Here is a 17,973-nt window from a genome sequence, read left to right as displayed (position 1 = left end):
TGCCCCGTGTCTGGCCTATAATGGCGCGCAAGCCCTTGGCGGTGCAAGGATATTGTTACGCGCGCGGCGCAGGTTACGGACATAGGATGATGTAAGGGCAAGCGCAGGGGGCGCTAGACAGGCAGGTTGTCCCACAGATCGGCGTCATCGCCGCGATCGGCGGCAGGTGCCTGCACGGGGGCAGCCCGCCTCACTGCGGCCTCCGACGTTTGTTCAGGATCATCCTCGTGCAAGCGGGATTTGAGCGCGCGGGCGGTGTCCTCGTCATTGACGATTGCATCCACAATGGCGTCAATTTCACTCTTGGATTTGCCAGTCATGATGGTTCCTCCCTTTCACTCTTGCAACGCGATCCCGCCGTCTCGCATGGATACGAGGGTATCACATTTCCCCGCTTGCGACTACGGCGGCACGCGCCGCGTGTCCTGAGCCAGTGATCTGGCCAGAAAGGCCAACGTCAACCATCGCTCGATGTCCTTGGTCGTTGCTGGAAAGCGGGATGGTCATCGGCTCTCTCAATACCCACTATGCCACCATGTCGCGGACGGGGCCTTAATCCAGATCAAACCGCCACGAAGAAGGGCCTCCCGCGTCACGACAGATCAGACAGTTCACCGAGATCAGAGACCTCCCCCATGGGCGGGAAATCTCCCAGATCGGGAAGATCGCCGCTCATCTCACTCTCCGCATCCGCGCCCAATTCGCCTTGATCAGAAGCATCTCCCAACGGCGGCAGGTCGTCCAGATCAGGCAGATCACCACCCGTATCCGCGCCAACCTCGCCACTCATGTCCCCAGCAAGGCCGCCGTCCACCACACCGCTTCCGTCGCCCTCCATGTTGCCGAGATCAGGCAGATCACCATCAATCTCGGGCAATGCCGCCAGACCGCCACCTTCCTCTTCCGCCAAAGCGCCGAAGCCCTCGCCCGCCATAGGCGCAGGACGGGCGTCAAGCGCCTCTCCGCCCTCATCCGCCGCCATATCAATGCGCAGGGCACGGTAGCCGCTTACCTGACCGATCCGCCCGCGCGAAACCAGACGCCCGTCGCTGGCGCGCAACTCGACCCGCGAAAGCGCCTCGCGCGGGATCGGGATCATCGTGCCCGCCTCCCATGTCTCGATATCCGACAGGGTTGTGCGGATACGATGCATAACCGTATCGAGACAGGCCTCTGTCCCCATCACAACGCTCTGGAACTGGTGGGTCCATTCGCTCGTCTCCCCATGCGCGGGCTTGGGCTTTGGCGGATGAAACGGCAGAACCAACTGTATCTGACCCCGCCGCCCGACACGACCGAGCGACACGATGACATCATAGACACGATAGGGCACATCATCGAAGGCCAGCGCGATCGAGCGCGCCTCCTGCAACCGCGCGGCATATCGGAAACCCGCGACCTCAGGCGGCTCCACGGCCTCCGCGATCTGTGCCTCGAACCCTTCGAGCATGTGGTTGATGAGATCGGTGCACATCACCGCATCCGTGGCCGAGGCGGGACGCTCCTCTGGCGATAGCGGCAGGACTGCGCCCGTTGTCTGCTGCTCCACCACGGCGGCGGTCGCGTTGTGATCGAAGACCATCAAACCGAACTGCTCATTCGGCCCCTCCAGAAGCGCCATCAGCGGGAACTCGGGCACTTGCTCGGTCACGGCGGCAACGGACAGGCGCTGCTCGCCCACCTCCACGACCTCCAGAACCAGCTCCATCACCTCTTCCGCCGCCTTGGCAAAGCCGATGCGTATTGCCTTTGTCGGAGACATGGGGCTGACTTCAGGCGGGGGGCGGCCCGCGCCCGCTTTGCGTTTGAGGGCTGAGATGATGTCTGCGTCGGACATGGGTGTGCGGCTGGAACTCCGGCGGACCTTGTGGCCCCTGAACGGTTGGACTCCCGTCATTTGTGACCCCATGAAGTAAAGAAATCCTTGATCCGTGGAGGTTTTTCCACATTTTCGCACCGATCACGGAGCCACACTCCGACACCACGCGCGCGGACCTACCCCTCGGAACGAAGGCGCCGCCGTGGCAATTCGAGGCGGAAGGCCGCACCGCCCTGCCCTGGCAGGTAGCTGATCGAGCCGCCAAGATTTGCCATGATCTCACGGCAAATCGCCAGTCCAAGCCCCGCGCCACCCGCCTTGGCATGGTCGGTAAGCCGCGAGAATTTCTCGAAAATCATCCCCTGCTTTTCCTTGGGAATGCCCGTGCCATTGTCCACGAAGTCGATCTGCAACCGATCCTCTCCCAAGCGCCGCGCCGAGATATACAATTCGGGCACCGAGGCATCGCAATATTTGCGCGTGTTGGTAATCAGGTTGATGAAGACCTGCGCAAGACGGTCGGCATCTGTCTCGATGGCGATATGTTCCGACAATTCCGTGCGGTGGATGATCAACCCTGCATCCCTGCCCTGCGCGCCCTCCTCGCCTCCCGAGAGCGGCCCTTGGCTCGTGGCCAGAACCGCGCGGTTGAGCACGTCATGCAGGTTCGTGCGCGTCCAGTTGAGCGTCACCTGACCGTTCTCCAGAACCGACAGGTCCAACAGGTCGTCGAGCAACCGCGTCAGACGCCGCGCCTCGTCGTGAATGATGCTGGAGAAACGTTCAAGGTTCTCCGCGTCCATCGCCTCCTCACCGCGCCCGCTATCACGCAAGATCTCGGAGAAGGCGCGGATCGAGGTCATCGGTGTGCGCAATTCGTGGGAAATCTGACTCAGGAAGGCGTCCTTCTGGATCGACACTGCGGTGAGTTTCTCGTTGGCCTCGCGCAATTGCCGCGCGGTGCGTGCCAGTTCGTCGGACTTGGCCTCCAACTGGCTGGAATACTCCATGATCTGCGCGGTCTCGTCGGCCACAGCCATCAGATCTTCGACCGAGACCACCGTCCCCGCCGCCAGTTGCCCTAGCATCGCATGGGCCGTCGCAGCCCCTACCGATCCCGCCAGCTCCCGCTCAAGCTTGTCGATGAAAAGCGGTGTCGTATCAGGGAGATAGCCCTGCTTTCCCTGAACTTCCGCCTCCGCCTGAAACAGCCGTTGCGCCTCGACGGGACCAAGGATGCGCTGCGCCATCACCAGAAGATCTTCGGCCTCCGCCACATCCTGCGCCCAGCGTCGCGTCTGGCCCGTATGCTCGAAGACATTGACGAATTGCGCCCCCTGCAACCGCTCCAAAGGACGCGGGAAGGACAAAAGCGACCCGATCACGAAAAACAGGCTATTGATCGACAGCGACCACCCGACAGCATGAACCACGGGATCGAGATGCTCCACCCCGAAAAGCGCCTGCGGGCGGAGCCAGTGCCAATCAAACGGCCCGTTGGCAAGGAAGGCCTCCGTATAGCCCGCCCCCGCGCCAAAGGAGGGCAGGAAGAGCGCATAGGCCCAAATCACAAAGCCCACAACGATCCCCGCAATCGCGCCAACCCGCGTCGCCCCGCGCCAGAAAATTCCACCGATCATCGCGGGCAACACCTGTGCAACGCCCGTAAACGAAATCATACCGATGGAGGCCAGCGCCTCGGAGCCGCCAGAGAACTTGAAGTAGAGATAGCCAAGCCCCAGCACCCCCGCGATAGACAGCCGCCGCGACAGCAGCACAACCGAACGCACATCGCCCGAGACCGTCGCACCGTCCATGCGGCTCGACAGCCAGATCGGCATGACAATGTGGTTCGACACCATCGTGGACAGCGCAATCGCCGCGACAATCACCATCGAGGTGGCCGAGGAAAACCCGCCAAGAAACGACAGCGCGGCCAGAGCCTGCTTGTCGTAATTCAGTGGAAGGGTCAGCACGAACATATCGGGGTTCGATCCAGCAGGCAGCACATTGAGCCCCATCACCGCAATCGGGATGACAAAGAGCGACATGCCGAAGACGTAGAGCGGAAAGGCCCAGCCTGCGGTGAAAAGGTGGCTTTCGTCGGGGTTCTCAACCACAAGCACCTGAAACATCCGAGGCAGGGTCAGAAAAGCCGCCCCTGACAGAAGCGTCAGCGTGACCCAGCGCGTCCCGTCGATGCTCTGCTGCGCCAGCGGTGAGGCGTCGATTTTCGCCAGTGTCTCGCCCATTCCCCCGCCAATCCCCCAGACGACGAATATGCCCACAGCGATCAAGGCGATGAACTTGACCACGGCTTCCAGCGCGATGGCCGTGACCACCCCGTGATGGCGCTCGTTGGCGTCGAGGTTGCGCGTGCCGAAAAGGATGGTGAAAAGCGTCAGCCCCCCCGCCACCCATAGCGCGGTCTTGTCGAGGTCGGGCACGATCATCCCGTCGGGTTCATGCAGGCCAAAGACCGCGAACGACAGAGCAACCGATTGAAGTTGCAGCGCAATATAGGGCGTAGTGCCAACCACCGCGAGCAGCGTCACCAAAACGCCCAAGGTATTGGACTTGCCATAGCGCGAGGAAATCAGGTCGGCCACGGAGGTGATCCGCTGCGTGCGGCCAATCCGCACCAGCTTGCGCAGCACCCACCACCAACCGAACATCACCACAGAGGGGCCAAGGTAGATCGTCACGAACTCCAACCCAGACCGCGCCGCATAGCCCACCGCGCCGTAAAAGGTCCACGCCGTGCAATAGATCGACAGAGACAGCGTGTAGACCACGGGCGAGCGCAGCCAGCCCAAACGTCCCCGTTCGGCCCGCTTCTCCGCCCAGAATGCCACAATGAACAGAAAGCTGGCATAGCTGAAACAGACGAGCACAAGGACGTTGAAGGTCAGCATGGATCAACCCTCGTCGCGTGCGGTGTCGGGCGTGTCTGGACTGGTGTCCGATGTGTTCGGTGGGGGCGACGTGCCCGCACTGCCCGCTAGACCCGAGAGGCCTGCGCCGCCCGCTATTACATCCACATCGCTCTCGAAAACATCATAGGCGCGCGCGGCGGTGATCTCGGGGGCGAGCGCTTCCTTCCTGCGCAGGGCAATCGAAAGCCCCACCATGATAACAATGCCAATGGCCCAGACGACGAAGACATGGATCGTCGCCCGCAGCCCGTCACCAACGGGGCGCCCCGTCTCCGTGCCGCCCCACAACAAAGGCAGCACGAACAGCACGAAGATCACGGCAGGCAAGAAGCGTTGCGCGTCAATCAGGCGACGCAGGCGATATCCCTCGCGCGCCAGATAGAGCGGAACACGGCTCTCAGGCATCGCCCGTCTGGCCCGCAAGTGCGCGCACGGCCTCCAGCATATCGGAGTTTGAAAACGGTTTGGTCATGAACACGGACACACCCGACGCCTCGGCCATATCGCGGTCCTTTTGCTGGCCACGTGCAGTGAGCATCATCACAGGGCGCGCCGCATGGTCGGGCGAATTGCGCAATTCCCGAAGAATGTCGAACCCCGATTTATTGGGCAACATGACGTCGAGAATGACGATGTCGGGTGCTTTCGCATTCACCGCATCCACGGCGGTGCCCCCATCGGAATGGGTCTCTACCGTCCATCCGTCACGCGACAGAATAAACCGGATCGCCTCGATGATGTTCGGCTCATCCTCGATCAGCAGAACGCGTTTGCCCATCGGTGTTCCTCTCTCCCTACTCGCCTACCTTATCGCGCCGAAGCGCCCCTGTTGTCAAAGACTCCCGCCATCTCACCCCTCTATGCCGCCCTGCCCCACGGGTTGCGGCCCCTCGCCCACCACCATCGACGGCTCGCGGCGCGCGGCGCAATCGCTGCGCGGACACACACGGCAGGTCGAACCGACCTCCAACGCCGCTTCACCCGCGGCGGCTCGTTCACGCTCGTCCACCGCCTCGATTGGCACGAACATCATCGTGGCCTCGACGATCTGCGGCGCGTCGAACCCGCCCCCCTCGCGCGGACGACAGATGGCATAAGTGAGAAAACGCCGCGCGGGCTGGCCAGGCACTTCAAGCACACGGCGCAGCGGCACCATAGGACGCAGAAGCGCCTGATAGAGCGGCCAGAGCGGACAGGCCGCCCCGAAGCGCGGCAGAGAGAAACCGTCGAGCGGCTTGCGGAAGGTCAGCATTCCCGAGCCATCGCATTGGACAAGCCCCACGTTGGCACGCACCCCGTCAGGCGGCAGGGTGGCCAGCCGCCGCATCGCCACGTCCAATGGCACATCCCCCGCACGCGCCAGAGCAAGCGGGTCGAGCCCCTGCGCGCCCAAGGCGTCCTCGATCAACGGCAAAGGCAAGGCCGCCGCATCCTGACGCGCGCGCTCCTCCCAAAGTGCTGCCAACTCGCGGGCCGCTTGGGTCGTGAGCGCGGGAGAGGGTTTCTCCGTGGAAGCCGCGCCGAGCGACGGTGCGTCCGCGCCGCCCTTCTCCCCCGTCGCGGCACTCCCTTTCGTCACGCTCCCTTTAGCGGTGCCGCCTTTCGATGCTGCCGCCCGCTCCGCTTCAAGCGCATATCCCCGCGCCGCCAACCACGCCTCCACCTCGTCAAGCGGTGTCGATGCGCTGATCTCGCTCTCCCCTATGGTGTCGAGATAGGTCACAAGCGATTGCGCCCCTTCGGCGAGGCGTTGACTGTCTTCATAGAGGTTCCGATGGAACCGCGCGCGCCACTCGGGGTCAATATCGTCACCCGTGTTCAGAATGCCCGCCGTCGAACGCACCGCCGTCACCGTCGACAACAGGTCGTGCAACGCATCCGAGAGAAACGGGTCATGTGCCAAACGGTCACTCAAAGCCTCGACACGCCTCTCCAGCGCCTCCAGCCGCCCGCGTTGATGTACCAAGAGCGCCGCCCATCCAGGGAAGCGGCCTGCGAACTCCTCCGTGCGGTCGGTCTCGGGCGCCTCACTCACGCCAACCGCTTCAGCCGCCGCCGCACGCAGCCCCTCAACCAGCGGTGCCTGCGCCCCCTCGGTCAGCGACAACACATCCGTTTCCAACTCGCGCGCCAGATCGACAAGCAATTTGCCCCCGATTCTGCGGCGATTGTGTTCGATCAAATTGAGATAGGCGGGCGAAATTCCCACGCGACGCGCCAGATCGGCCTGCTTGATCGCCTTGAGGGTGCGGCGTTCGCGGATACGGCTTCCTGTTAACGATGTGCGGGGCATGTCGGGCGGCCCTCCATTATCAAGTGTTTTCAGCGCCTTTCTGCATTAGCAAAGGCAAATTGCTGCAACTGCGCGAAAAGCTTTTTACAATGCATACCGTTGCATTGTGTAATTGTTAACAAAAAAATCATTTAGTCCAAGCGGGTTGTTGAGAAGTTTTCCCGATCCCCCGCATACTCTTCCCATCCTGTAAAAGCCCGTCCAACGGGTCGCTCAGGGTTCGCACCCACCGCGGAGGAGGCGGGAGGATGCGAAATAAAACCACTAGGGAGGATAAATATGTCCAAAACCAACCTCACGCGTCGCGGCGTCCTAAGAACCGGTGCCGTCGCTGGCGCTGGTCTCGCGCTGCCCACGATTTTCACGTCCGGCGCCCAAGCGTTCACCAATGAACCCGATGGCGGCTCGGTCACACTCGGCTTCAACGTTCCCCAGTCTGGCGCCTACGCCGACGAGGGTGCCGACGAGCTGCGCGCATATGAGCTGGCAGTCGAGCACCTCAACGGCGAAGGCGACGGCGGCATGCTCAACACCTTCAGCTCCAAGGCGCTCGAAGGTAACGGCATCATGGGCCACAAGGTCGAATACGTCACGGGCGACACGCAGACCAAATCGGATGCGGCCCGCGCCTCTGCGAAATCCATGATCGAAAAAGACGGCGCCATCATGATCACTGGCGGCTCAAGCTCCGGTGTGGCTGTGGCTGTGCAGAGCCTGTGTCAGGAAGCTGGCATCATCTTCATGTCTGGCCTGACCCACTCCAACGACACCACGGGTAAAGACAAGAAAGCCAACGGCTTCCGTCACTTCTTCAACGCCTACATGTCCGGTGCGGCTCTCGCGCCCGTGCTTGCCGCCCGCTATGGCGCGGATCGCAAGGCCTATCACCTGACCGCCGACTACACTTGGGGCTGGACACAGGAAGAGTCGATCGTCGCCGCAACCGAAGCCCTCGGTTGGGAAACGGTCAAAACCGTCCGCACGCCGCTCGGCGCGGGTGACTTCTCGTCCTACATCACCCCCGTTCTGCAAACAGACGCCGATGTTCTCGTACTCAACCACTACGGTGGGGACATGGTGAACTCGCTGACCAACGCCGTTCAGTTCGGTCTGCGCGAGAAAATGGTCAACAACAAGAACTTCGAAATCGTCGTGCCGCTCTTCTCGCGTCTGATGGCTCGTGGTGCTGGTGAGAACATCAAGGGCATCCTTGGCTCCACCAACTGGCACTGGTCGCTGCAAGACGATGCGTCCAAAGCCTTCGTCAAATCCTTCGGCACCAAATACGGCTTCCCGCCGTCGCAGGCCGCTCACACCACCTATTGCCAGACCCTGCTCTACGCAGACGCCGTGGCACGTGCGGGCTCCTTCAACCCCTGCGCGGTTGTCGAAGCGCTCGAAGGCTTCGAATTCGACGGTCTGGGCAACGGCAAGACGCTCTACCGCGCCGAAGATCACCAGTGCTTCAAAGACGTGCTGGTTGTGCGCGGGAAAGAGAACCCGACCTCCGAGTATGACCTTCTCGAAGTTGTCGAAGTCACCCCTGCTGCTCAGGTGACCTATGACCCCGAGCACCCGATGTTTGCGGGTGGTGCTCTGGGCGAGTGCAACGACGGGGCCTAATCCGCTCCGCCTGCAAAGGGATGCGCGCGGCCCGTCTACGGATCACGCGCATCACGCAATCAGGCAAAATACCGCTGGAGCCGCGCCAAACGCGGTTCCAGCACCCCCTTCCCCCGCGCCGAAAACGGCGACGGCAACAGGGGTTTCGACCATAAAAACAACCTCAAACCGTTAGGTGGGGACAATGGAGACGATCCTTCTTCAATTGCTCAACGGGCTCGACAAGGGCTCGGCTTATGCACTGATCGCACTCGGGCTGACGCTGATCTTCGGCACGCTCGGCGTGGTGAACTTTGCCCATGGCGCGATCTTCATGATTGGCGCCTTTTGTGCCGTGACGCTGTCGCACCTGCTCAACCTGTCCTTCGAGACGGTTGATCCAGACAAAACCGACTTCCTCGGCAACCCCGCCGTGGTCAAAACCCCCTATGTGGAGGCGTGGTTCGGCCATGATTTCGGCCACGCGATAATCGACTGGGCGGTGCCACTGGCCATCCTGTTTTCGATCCCGATCATGATTGCCGTGGGCTTCATCATGGAACGCGGGTTGATCAAGCACTTCTACAAACGCCCCCACGCCGACCAGATCCTCGTGACCTTCGGCCTGGCCATCGTGTTGCAAGAGGTCATCAAGTATTTCTTCGGCGCCAACCCGATCTCGACCCCCGCCCCTGAGGCATTCAAGGGATCGTTCGACTTCGGCGCGATGCTCGGCTTCGAGGCCAATCAGATCATCTACCCCTACTGGCGTCTGATCTATTTCCTCTTTGCAGCCGTGGTCATTGGCGGCGTGTTCAGCTTCCTGCGGTTCACCACCTTCGGGATGGTCGTGCGCGCTGGCATGGCCGACCGCGAAACGGTGGGGCTGCTCGGCATCAACATCGACCGCCGCTTTACCCTGATGTTCGGCCTCGCTGCCGCCGTTGCGGGTGTGGCGGGTGTGATGTATGCGCCGATCCTGTCGCCCAACTATCACATGGGGATGGACTTCCTCGTGCTGTGTTTCGTGGTGGTCGTGGTCGGCGGCATGGGCTCCCTGCCCGGTGCTGTCGCGGCTGGCTTCCTGCTCGGGATTTTGGAGAGCTTCTCGTCGATGAACGAGATCAAATCCATCTTCCCCGGCATCGACCAAATCATCATCTACCTCGTCGCCATTGTGATCCTTCTGACCCGTCCGCGCGGTCTGATGGGCAAAAAAGGCGTGATGGAGGACTAAAACATGCTCGGACTAAACAAGAAAGACACCTCCTTCCTGCTCATCGTGATTGCGCTGACCTTGCTCACGCCCTTCATGATGCAGCCCTTCCCTGAAGGTTCGGGGCTCGCCCAGTTCAACGGCGGCTATCCCGACCTGATGCAGAAAATCGCGATCTTCGGCATCTTTGCCGTGGGCTTCAACATCCTCTTCGGCCTCACGGGCTACCTGTCGTTTGGCCACGCGGCCTTCCTCGGTGTCGGCTCCTATGCTGCCGTGTGGATGATGAAATTGCTGACCATGAACGTGGTGCCCGCGATCCTGCTGGCCATCGTCGTGGCGGGGCTCTTCTCGCTACTCATCGGCTATGTCAGCTTGCGGCGCTCGGGGATCTACTTCTCGATCCTCACGCTGGCCTTCGCGCAGATGTCCTACAAACTCGCCTACTCGGTGCTGACCCCACTGACCAACGGCGAGACGGGCCTTCAGCTCACCCTGAACGATCCGCGCATCCTTGATGGCGCGCCCGAGACAAGTTCCCTGCCCGTGACGCACTTCTTCGGCATCCCGATGAACGCCTCCACGAAGCTCGAACTGGGCAGCCACGTGTTCACCTTCAACACAGGTTACTACTTCTGCGCCATCGTTGCGATCATCGCCTTCTACATCGCGATCCGCATTTTCCGCTCGCCCTTCGGCATGATGCTGCGCGCGGTGAAATCGAACCAGCAACGCATGACCTACACGGGTCTGGACCCCAAACCCTACACGCTCGCGGCCTTCGTGATCTCGGGCATGTATGCGGGTCTCGCGGGCGGACTTCTGGCGGCAATGGACCCACTGGCAGGTGCCGACCGCATGCTGTGGACCGCCTCAGGCGAGGTCGTCATCATGACCATCCTCGGCGGCGCGGGCACCCTCATGGGGCCGGTTCTGGGCGCAGGTGTGATCAAGTATCTCGAAAACATCTTCTCCAAGATCAACGAGAGCGTCCTGCACAGCTGGTTCCACTGGCTGCCCGACGGTCTGGAGGACGTGGTGGTTTGGATCTTTGCCCGCTTCACAGGCGAGGGCTGGCACCTCACTCTGGGTGTTACCTTCATGCTCGTCGTGACCTTCCTTCCTGGTGGTCTGGTCGAGGGTCTTACCCGCGTGTCGCACCGCCTGCGTAACGGGAAGAAGTCGAAGGACAAGCTCGACGATCCTGATCCCGAACATCACCCCGACCCTGAAAAACACGTCGTGTAACCACCGCCTAAAGGAGAAAAAGAATGGGTATTCTTGAAGTCAAAGGCGTGGGCAAACGTTTCGGCGGTCTGCAAGCGCTCGGCGATGTGAACCTCTCGGTCGAGGAAAACACCGTCCACGCCATCATCGGCCCCAACGGGGCGGGCAAATCCACCCTGCTCAACTGCCTCGTGGGCAAGCTCATCCCCGACACGGGTTCGGTCATGTTCAACGGGGAAAGCGTGCTGGGCCGCGCCCCCCACGAAATCAACCAGATGGGCATCTCCCGCGTGTTCCAGACCCCCGAGATTTTCGGTGATCTGACCGTGATGGAAAACATGATGATCCCCTGCTTCGCCAAGCGCGACGGGGCGTTCAGAATGCACGCGATGGAGCATATGGAGGACGAAGCCGAACTGATCCAGAAGGCCAAGGACATGCTCGACGAGATGGGCATGGCCTCCAAAACCGACATGCTCGCCTCCTCCATGTCGCGCGGTGACAAGCGGCGGCTGGAGATTGCCATGTGTCTGGTGCAGGAGCCGAAACTTCTGCTGCTCGACGAACCCACGGCGGGCATGGCACGGGCGGACACCAACAACACCATCGCCCTGCTCAAGCAGATCAAGGAAGAACGCGACATCACCATCGCCATCATCGAGCACGATATGCACGTGGTCTTCTCACTGGCCGACCGCATCACCGTGCTTGCACAGGGCACCCCCCTCGTCGAGGACACGCCCGATAACATTAAAGGCAACCCGAAGGTCAAAGAGGCCTATCTGGGTGAGACCCAACAGGTCTGAGGAGCGCGAGAGACATGGCAGAAAAACAGTTCAACCCGAACGTCAACCACGCCGAAACCGCGCCCGCGTTCTTTTCGGCATGGGACATCCACGCCTATTACGGCGAGAGCTACATCGTGCAGGGCGTTTCCTTCAACATCCACGAGGGCGAAATCCTCGCCCTTCTGGGCCGCAACGGGGCAGGCAAGACCTCGACCCTGCGCGCGTTGGCCCGCCTCGACGAGCCGCAACTGACCCACGGCGAGGTCTGGCTCGACCACGAACACCTGCATGACAAGACCTCCTATCAGGCCGCTGTCGCAGGCGTGGCACTGGTGCCCGAAGACCGCCGCATCATCGCGGGTCTGACGGTGGAGGAGAACCTGCAACTGGCGCAGATCGTGGAGCCCATTGGCTGGTCGCTCGACCGCATCTACGACCTCTTCCCGCGCCTGCGCGAACGTCGCAAGCAGGAGGGCATCACCCTGTCTGGCGGGGAGCAGCAAATGCTGGCGATCGCCCGCGCTCTGGCCCGCGACATCAAGGTGCTCTTGCTCGACGAACCTTACGAGGGTCTCGCCCCCGTGATCGTTGACGAGATCGAAAAGACCCTGCGAATCATCAAGGAACAGGGCATCACAACCGTGCTGGTCGAGCAAAACGCCGTGCGCGCGCTCAACCTCGCTGATCGCGCTGTGATCCTTGATACGGGCACCGTGGTCTATGACGGCTCGGCAAAGGAAGTGTTGGAAAACGAGCAACTGCGCGCGGAATACCTCGCGATCTGACGCCACCACCCAAAACAACATCCAAAAGGCCACGCCCCGCGCGTGGCCTTTTTCATGTGAGCCGCCCGCCCCTGCCCCCGAAACCAGACCAAAGCAAACGCGAAAGCCCCGCCAGATCGGCGGGGCTTCCCATGTCATTTATCCGAAAGAAGGATCAGTCGAGCGCTGCGTTCGAAATGTCCAGCGTGTAGGCCATGCCTTCCGGCTCCTTGGTGATCGCCGGGTTGTCGTCGGAAACGGCCGAAAGCAGCGTAGCCACGGTTTGTTCGTAGTCAGCCGGATCAAGCGCGCCGTTAGTGCGTGCGGTCAGCTTGGCAACCTCTTTCGCCATGTAGACTTGGTGGCTGAGCGTCTGCGCGCCGGTTTCGTCGTTGTCGATAATGATCTCGGCGGCTTCTTCAGGATGCTCTTCCGCGTATTTCCAACCCTTCATCGAGGCGGCAACGAAACGCTCCAGCTTGTCGACCATTTCGGGATCTTCAAGGGACTCTTCAAGCACGTAAAGACCGTCTTCCAACATCCCGACGCCTTGTTCGAGGTAGTTGAAGGTCACGAGTTCATCTTCCGAAATACCCGCATCAAGGATCTGACCATATTCGTTGTAGGTCATCACGCTGATACAATCGGCCTGCTTTTGCAGGAGCGGATCAACGTTGAAGCCCTGCTTGAGAACCTCGACACCTTCCTCGCTACCATCGGTCGGGATGCCGAGTTTGGCCATCCATGCGTAGAACGGATATTCGTTGCCGTAGAACCAGACACCGAGTGTGCGGCCTCTGAAATCTTCGGGGGTCTCAATACCTGTCGATTTCAGACAGGCCAGCTGAAGCCCGCCGTCTTTGAACGGCTGCGCGATATTGACGAGCGGAACACCACGTTCACGCGCCGCCAGACCCGCTGCCATCCATGTGGTAATGACATCGGCGCCACCACCTGCGATGACCTGTTCGGGCGCGATATCAGGGCCACCCGGCTTGATCGTCACGTCGAGATCAACCTCGTCGTAGAAGCCCTTGTCCAGTGCCACATAGTAGCCGCCGAATTGCGCCTGCGTCACCCACTTGAGTTGTAGCGTCAGCTCGTCGGCCGCATTGGCTCCTGCGGTCATGGCTGCCAGCGCCAATGCGCTTGTCAGTAGCTTTTTCATGTCTGTCGTCTCCACTGTTGTTGCGGCGTCTTTGCGCCTTATAGATTGCGCGGGTGTTCTCCCCGCTTTGATTGCGCGGGTGCTATCCCCGCTGTGACGGATGCCAGAAGGTCACCCCTTTTTCGATCAGCGACACCGCCCCGTAAAAGGCCGATCCCGTGACGGCTGCCACCGCGATCTCTGCCCAGACCATATCAAGTCCCAGACGTCCGACCTCGGTAGAGATGCGAAAGCCCATCCCCTTGATGGGCGATCCGAAAAATTCTGCGACAATTGCACCGATAAGCGCCAGTGTTGTCGCAATTTTAAGCCCGTTGAAAACAAAGGGCATGGCCGCAGGCAGACGCAGTTTCATCAATGTCTGCCCGTAGCCCGCGCTATAGGTGCGCATCAGGTCGCGCTGCATCGCGCTTGTGGCCTGTAGCCCCGCAACCGTGTTCACCAGAACGGGGAAGAAGACCATGATCACGACCACTGCCGCCTTCGACTGCCAGTCAAAGCCGAACCACATCACGAGGATCGGTGCGATCCCCACAATCGGAAGGGCGGCGACGAAATTGCCCACGGGCAGAAGGCCGCGCTGCAAGAACGGCGAGCGGTCGATAAGAACGGCAGTCACGAAAGCCGCGCTGCAACCGATGATGTAACCCGTCAGCGCCCCCTTCACGATGGTCTGGACAAAGTCCTCCCAAAGTGTGGGCACTTCCGAGATCAGCTTGAGCCAGATGGCACTCGGCGCAGGCAGGATAACGGACGAGACGCCGAAGAGCCGCACCACCATTTCCCACAGCACCAGCAGGGTCAGGCCAAAGATTACAGGCACGATCCACGCCCCGCGTCCGCGCTTGGCCAGCCACGTGTTGAACCACCAAAGGCCGAGCCAGATGGCCAGAACAAGGAGAACTTTCATCGCTGTCATTGCGCCATCCCCATCCGTTTAAGCACCACACGTTCTATCACGCCCACGATAATCACCAGCACCGCGGCGAGTATGGCGGCGGCAAAGAGCGCCGACCAGATCTGGATCGTCTGGCCATAGTAGCTGCCCGAAAGCAGACGCGCACCAAGGCCACGCACCGCACCCGAAGGCAGTTCGGCAACAATCGTCCCCACAAGCGCCGCCGCGATCCCCACCTTCAGAGAAGCGAAGAGATAGGGCATCGACGAAGGCAGACGCAGTTTGCGGAAGGTCTCGCCGCCGCTGGCGTGATAGGTCTTGAGCAGGTCAAGCTGCATCGCGTCAGGCGCACGCAGCCCCTTCACCATGCCCACGACCACGGGGAAGAAGGAGAGATAGGCGGCGATAATCGCCTTCGGGATCAACCCCGAAATCCCCATCGAATTGAGCACCACAATGATCATCGGCGCGATTGCGAGGATGGGCACCGTTTGCGAGGCAATGGCCCAAGGCATCACACCAAGGTCCATCGCGCGGTTGTGGACGATCCCCACAGCCAGCGCGATCCCCGCCAACGTGCCGATCCCGAAGCCCGCAAGCGTGGCCGAAAGCGTGATCCAGCCGTGATAGACGAGGCTGCGTTTCGAGGTGATCTTTTTCTCAACCGTGGTGTCCCACAGTTCCGCGATCACCTGATGCGGCGCGGGCAGTTTCGGACGCTCCTGCGTGAGCGTGTCGCTCACAAGCTCCGAGAAGGTCACTTCAATCTCCGCCCGTTCCGCTTGGTCATAGGTCCACTGGCTGTTCATCCAGACGGCCGCCGCATACCAAAGCGCGACGATGGCCGCGACGACGGTGAGAATGGGAAGGATGTTCTTCATACGACCCCTCCCCGCTTTGCCCGACAGGTGCCCGACAGATGTCCGACGCATGTCAGACGCATATCCGACCGCTCAAATCTCATTCTTCGTGCCCCGCTCTGAGGCCCTCACGCACGCGGTGCGCGATCTCGATGAATTCGGGTGTGTCGCGAATTTCGAGCGGGCGTTCCTTGGGCAGAGGGCTTTCGATCACATCCGTAATCCGCCCCGGACGCGGGCTCATCACCACGATCTTCGTGGAGAGATACACCGCTTCGGGAATGGAGTGGGTGACGAAGGCAATGGTCTTTTCCGTGCGCGCCCAGAGGTCGAGAACTTCCTCGTTGAGCTTGTCGCGCACGATCTCGTCGAGCGCCCCGAAAGGCTCGTCCATCAGCAGGATATCGGCGTCGAAAGCCAGCGCACGGGCGATGGAGGCACGTTGCTGCATCCCGCCTGAAAGCTGCCAAGGGAACTTCTTGCCAAAGCCGTCGAGGTCCACGAGTTCTAGCACTTTTCGAACACGTTCTTCCTGCTCAGCTTTGGAATACCCCATAATTTCGAGCGGAAGTTTCACATTTCCCGCAATTGTGCGCCACGGATAGAGACCCGCCGCCTGAAAGACATAGCCGTATGCGCGTGACTTTCGCGCCTCGTCGGGGCTCATCCCGTTGACCGTGAGCGTCCCGCCTGTGGGCGTTTCCAGCGCCGCGATACAGCGCAGAAAGGTCGTCTTGCCACAACCCGAAGGCCCGATGAAGGAGACAAAGTCCCCCTTGTTGATCTCCAGATCGACCCCCTTGAGCGCGTGAACCGGCCCGTCGTTCGTCTGGAATGTGAGGTCAACGCCCTTTGCGTCGATCACTGGTTTTTTCATGAGTTGTCCCGTCCCTGTCGCGGCCTGCATGTTTCACAGGCCGCGGTTTGTCCCGTTGGTTACTCAGGCTTATACGCCCGTTGCAGGAATGCCAGTGCGCTCCACAGGGCGCGGTGCAGTGAGGTCTTTCCACTTCGACAGCGCCGTGTTGACCGTTGCATTGGCCTCACGCGCCACGAACTTCCCGTGACCCTCTTTGGCCTTCAATTCCCCTTTATCAACAGCCACATAGCCGCGTGTCAGAACGTAGCGCGGTGTCGCGGTCACTTCGATCCCCTCAAAGACATTATAGTCAATCGCGGAGGCCTGTGTATCGGCGGAAATCACCTTGCTCGCATTGGGGTCCATCACCACGATATCTGCATCGGAGCCGACAAGGATCGCGCCTTTTTTCGGGTAACAGTTCAGGATCTTGGCAATGTTGGTGGAGGTCACGGCGACAAATTCGTTCATCGTGATCCGCCCTGTCTCGACACCCTTGGTCCACAGCACAGGCAAGCGGTCTTCTAGACCGCCCGTCCCGTTCGGGATCTTCGAGAAGTCGCCAACGCCGTAGCGTTTCTGATCGGTGGTAAAGGCACAGTGGTCGGTCGCCACGCAGGACAATGTGCCCGACGCCAGACCCGCCCAGAGGCTGTCCTGATGCTGCTTGTTGCGGAAGGGCGGCGACATCACGCGGCGGGCGGCATGATCCCAGTCCTCGTTGAAATATTCGCTCTCGTCGAGCACAAGATGCTGGATAAGCGGCTCGCCCCAAACACGCTTGCCCGCCAGTTTCGCGCGGCGGATCGCCTCGTGGCTCTCCTCGCAGGAGGTATGCACCACGTAAAGCGGCGCGCCCGCCATATCGGCGATCATGATCGCGCGGTTGGTGGCCTCACCCTCGACCTGCGGCGGGCGGGAGTAGGCATGGGCCTCGGGACCGTTGTTGCCCTCGGCCAGCAACGTCGCGGTCAGTTCCGCAACCACATCGCCATTCTCGGCGTGGACCAGAGGCGTTGCCCCCAGTTCGGCACAGCGTTTGAAGGAGGCGTAAAGTTCGTCATCATTGACCATCAACGCGCCTTTATAGGCGAGGAAGTGTTTGAAACTGTTGATGCCTTTTTCTTCCGTGACGATTTTCATCTCGTCAAAGACCTGCTCGCCCCACCATGTGATCGCCATGTGGAAGGAGTAGTCGCAGGAGGCCTGCGCCGACTTGTTGTCCCAGACCTTGAGCGCATCCAGAAGGCTCTCGCCCGGTCCGGGAAGGCAGAAATCTACGACCATCGTCGTCCCGCCCGCAAGCGCCGCGCGCGTGCCAGAGGCGAAGTCATCAGCGGAGAAGGTGCCCATGAACGGCATTTCAAGGTGCGTGTGCGGATCAATCCCGCCAGGCATGACGTAGCAGCCCGATGCGTCCAGCACCTCGTCACCCGTGAGGCCAGGCCCGATTTCGACGATAACGCCGTCCTCGATCTTTACATCCGCCTCATAGGTCAGATCGGCGGTGACAATTGTGCCGCCCTTGATCACTTTACTCATG

The 17,973-nt window shown here is 61.0% G+C and carries 17 protein-coding genes; 5 read left to right on the top strand and 12 right to left on the bottom strand.

Annotated elements, in window-relative coordinates; all coding sequences use genetic code 11:
• Positions 1–113: 113 nt before the first annotated feature.
• The 7 genes from ACN0SC_RS07385 to ACN0SC_RS07355 all read right to left on the bottom strand — a co-directional run bounded on the left by ACN0SC_RS07385 (position 114) and on the right by ACN0SC_RS07355 (position 7,048).
• Positions 114–320 (bottom strand): hypothetical protein, encoded by a 207-nt coding sequence (locus ACN0SC_RS07385; protein ID WP_417249026.1) that lies wholly within the window; start codon positions 318–320, stop codon positions 114–116.
• Between the two features lie 61 nt (positions 321–381).
• Positions 382–507, bottom strand: a complete 126-nt coding sequence (locus tag ACN0SC_RS07380) for a hypothetical protein (protein WP_417249025.1) — start codon at positions 505–507, stop codon at positions 382–384.
• An 85-nt stretch (positions 508–592) separates the two neighbouring features.
• On the bottom strand, positions 593–1,837 hold the full coding sequence (locus ACN0SC_RS07375) for a FliM/FliN family flagellar motor C-terminal domain-containing protein (protein ID WP_417249024.1): 1,245 nt from the start codon (positions 1,835–1,837) through the stop codon (positions 593–595).
• Positions 1,838–1,995: 158 nt separating this feature from the next.
• Entirely contained in the window at positions 1,996–4,734 is a 2,739-nt protein-coding gene (locus ACN0SC_RS07370; RefSeq protein WP_417249023.1) for an ATP-binding protein, read from the bottom strand.
• A 3-nt stretch (positions 4,735–4,737) separates the two neighbouring features.
• Positions 4,738–5,160, bottom strand: a complete 423-nt coding sequence (locus ACN0SC_RS07365) for a hypothetical protein (protein ID WP_417249022.1) — start codon at positions 5,158–5,160, stop codon at positions 4,738–4,740.
• On the bottom strand, positions 5,153–5,533 hold the full coding sequence (locus ACN0SC_RS07360) for a response regulator transcription factor (RefSeq protein ID WP_417249021.1): 381 nt from the start codon (positions 5,531–5,533) through the stop codon (positions 5,153–5,155). Before ACN0SC_RS07360 ends, ACN0SC_RS07365 begins: the two co-directional genes overlap by 8 nt.
• A gap of 72 nt (positions 5,534–5,605) precedes the next feature.
• Positions 5,606–7,048, bottom strand: a complete 1,443-nt coding sequence (locus tag ACN0SC_RS07355) for a short-chain fatty acyl-CoA regulator family protein (protein ID WP_417249020.1) — start codon at positions 7,046–7,048, stop codon at positions 5,606–5,608.
• Positions 7,049–7,327: 279 nt separating this feature from the next.
• On the opposite strand from ACN0SC_RS07355, the gene ACN0SC_RS07350 reads away from it, so the two are divergent.
• The 5 genes from ACN0SC_RS07350 (at position 7,328) to ACN0SC_RS07330 (ending at position 12,666) form a co-directional block, all read left to right on the top strand.
• A complete protein-coding gene (locus tag ACN0SC_RS07350) occupies positions 7,328–8,671 on the top strand; it encodes a substrate-binding protein (RefSeq protein ID WP_417249019.1) in 1,344 nt (447 codons plus the stop codon).
• A 184-nt stretch (positions 8,672–8,855) separates the two neighbouring features.
• The gene (locus ACN0SC_RS07345) at positions 8,856–9,887 is read left to right on the top strand and encodes a branched-chain amino acid ABC transporter permease (RefSeq protein WP_417249018.1); all 1,032 of its coding nucleotides are present in this window, start codon (positions 8,856–8,858) and stop codon (positions 9,885–9,887) included.
• Positions 9,888–9,890: 3 nt separating this feature from the next.
• Positions 9,891–11,114, top strand: a complete 1,224-nt coding sequence (locus tag ACN0SC_RS07340; protein WP_417249017.1) for a branched-chain amino acid ABC transporter permease — start codon at positions 9,891–9,893, stop codon at positions 11,112–11,114.
• 23 nt (positions 11,115–11,137) lie between these two features.
• Positions 11,138–11,899, top strand: a complete 762-nt coding sequence (locus ACN0SC_RS07335) for an ABC transporter ATP-binding protein (protein ID WP_417249016.1) — start codon at positions 11,138–11,140, stop codon at positions 11,897–11,899.
• A gap of 14 nt (positions 11,900–11,913) precedes the next feature.
• Entirely contained in the window at positions 11,914–12,666 is a 753-nt protein-coding gene (locus ACN0SC_RS07330) for an ABC transporter ATP-binding protein (RefSeq protein WP_417249015.1), read from the top strand.
• A 154-nt stretch (positions 12,667–12,820) separates the two neighbouring features.
• On the opposite strand, the gene ACN0SC_RS07325 is transcribed toward ACN0SC_RS07330, so the two are convergent.
• From ACN0SC_RS07325 to hydA, 5 genes are all read right to left on the bottom strand, one after another.
• Positions 12,821–13,813, bottom strand: coding sequence for an ABC transporter substrate-binding protein (locus ACN0SC_RS07325; RefSeq protein WP_417249014.1), 993 nt, complete (start codon positions 13,811–13,813; stop codon positions 12,821–12,823).
• 82 nt (positions 13,814–13,895) lie between these two features.
• Complete coding sequence (locus tag ACN0SC_RS07320; RefSeq protein WP_417249013.1) at positions 13,896–14,732, bottom strand: ABC transporter permease; 837 nt, start codon at positions 14,730–14,732, stop codon at positions 13,896–13,898.
• Positions 14,729–15,592, bottom strand: coding sequence for an ABC transporter permease (locus ACN0SC_RS07315; protein WP_417249012.1), 864 nt, complete (start codon positions 15,590–15,592; stop codon positions 14,729–14,731). The genes ACN0SC_RS07320 and ACN0SC_RS07315 overlap by 4 nt, the downstream gene beginning before the upstream one ends.
• A 79-nt stretch (positions 15,593–15,671) precedes the next feature.
• Positions 15,672–16,448 carry an ABC transporter ATP-binding protein gene (locus tag ACN0SC_RS07310; protein ID WP_417249011.1) on the bottom strand — a complete coding sequence of 259 codons (777 nt, stop codon included), beginning with the start codon at positions 16,446–16,448 and terminating at the stop codon, positions 15,672–15,674.
• A 69-nt stretch (positions 16,449–16,517) separates the two neighbouring features.
• The gene (gene hydA / locus ACN0SC_RS07305) at positions 16,518–17,972 is read right to left on the bottom strand and encodes a dihydropyrimidinase (RefSeq protein ID WP_417249010.1); all 1,455 of its coding nucleotides are present in this window, start codon (positions 17,970–17,972) and stop codon (positions 16,518–16,520) included.
• Position 17,973: the final 1 nt, after the last annotated feature.

Origin of the sequence: Celeribacter sp. (assembly GCF_048261515.1) — a bacterium.
Lineage (GTDB): Bacteria > Pseudomonadota > Alphaproteobacteria > Rhodobacterales > Rhodobacteraceae > Celeribacter.
Note: the sequence above shows the minus strand (reverse complement) of the source record. Positions and strands in the feature narration are given on the sequence as shown.

Bases quoted from the DNA above. Each gene is read 5' to 3' on its own strand.
- ACN0SC_RS07385 (WP_417249026.1), bottom strand. From the start codon at position 320: ATGACTGGCAAATCCAAGAGTGAAATTGACGCCATTGTGGATGCAATC.
- ACN0SC_RS07370 (WP_417249023.1), bottom strand. From the start codon at position 4,734: ATGCTGACCTTCAACGTCCTTGTGCTCGTCTGTTTCAGCTATGCCAGC.
- ACN0SC_RS07310 (WP_417249011.1), bottom strand. From the start codon at position 16,448: ATGAAAAAACCAGTGATCGACGCAAAGGGCGTTGACCTCACATTCCAG.
- hydA (WP_417249010.1), bottom strand. From the start codon at position 17,972: ATGAGTAAAGTGATCAAGGGCGGCACAATTGTCACCGCCGATCTGACC.
- ACN0SC_RS07320 (WP_417249013.1), bottom strand. From the start codon at position 14,732: ATGACAGCGATGAAAGTTCTCCTTGTTCTGGCCATCTGGCTCGGCCTT.
- ACN0SC_RS07350 (WP_417249019.1), top strand. From the start codon at position 7,328: ATGTCCAAAACCAACCTCACGCGTCGCGGCGTCCTAAGAACCGGTGCC.
- ACN0SC_RS07335 (WP_417249016.1), top strand. From the start codon at position 11,138: ATGGGTATTCTTGAAGTCAAAGGCGTGGGCAAACGTTTCGGCGGTCTG.
- ACN0SC_RS07375 (WP_417249024.1), bottom strand. From the start codon at position 1,837: ATGTCCGACGCAGACATCATCTCAGCCCTCAAACGCAAAGCGGGCGCG.
- ACN0SC_RS07325 (WP_417249014.1), bottom strand. From the start codon at position 13,813: ATGAAAAAGCTACTGACAAGCGCATTGGCGCTGGCAGCCATGACCGCA.
- ACN0SC_RS07315 (WP_417249012.1), bottom strand. From the start codon at position 15,592: ATGAAGAACATCCTTCCCATTCTCACCGTCGTCGCGGCCATCGTCGCG.
- ACN0SC_RS07345 (WP_417249018.1), top strand. From the start codon at position 8,856: ATGGAGACGATCCTTCTTCAATTGCTCAACGGGCTCGACAAGGGCTCG.
- ACN0SC_RS07365 (WP_417249022.1), bottom strand. From the start codon at position 5,160: ATGCCTGAGAGCCGTGTTCCGCTCTATCTGGCGCGCGAGGGATATCGC.
- ACN0SC_RS07330 (WP_417249015.1), top strand. From the start codon at position 11,914: ATGGCAGAAAAACAGTTCAACCCGAACGTCAACCACGCCGAAACCGCG.
- ACN0SC_RS07380 (WP_417249025.1), bottom strand. From the start codon at position 507: ATGACCATCCCGCTTTCCAGCAACGACCAAGGACATCGAGCGATGGTT.
- ACN0SC_RS07340 (WP_417249017.1), top strand. From the start codon at position 9,891: ATGCTCGGACTAAACAAGAAAGACACCTCCTTCCTGCTCATCGTGATT.
- ACN0SC_RS07360 (WP_417249021.1), bottom strand. From the start codon at position 5,533: ATGGGCAAACGCGTTCTGCTGATCGAGGATGAGCCGAACATCATCGAG.
- ACN0SC_RS07355 (WP_417249020.1), bottom strand. From the start codon at position 7,048: ATGCCCCGCACATCGTTAACAGGAAGCCGTATCCGCGAACGCCGCACC.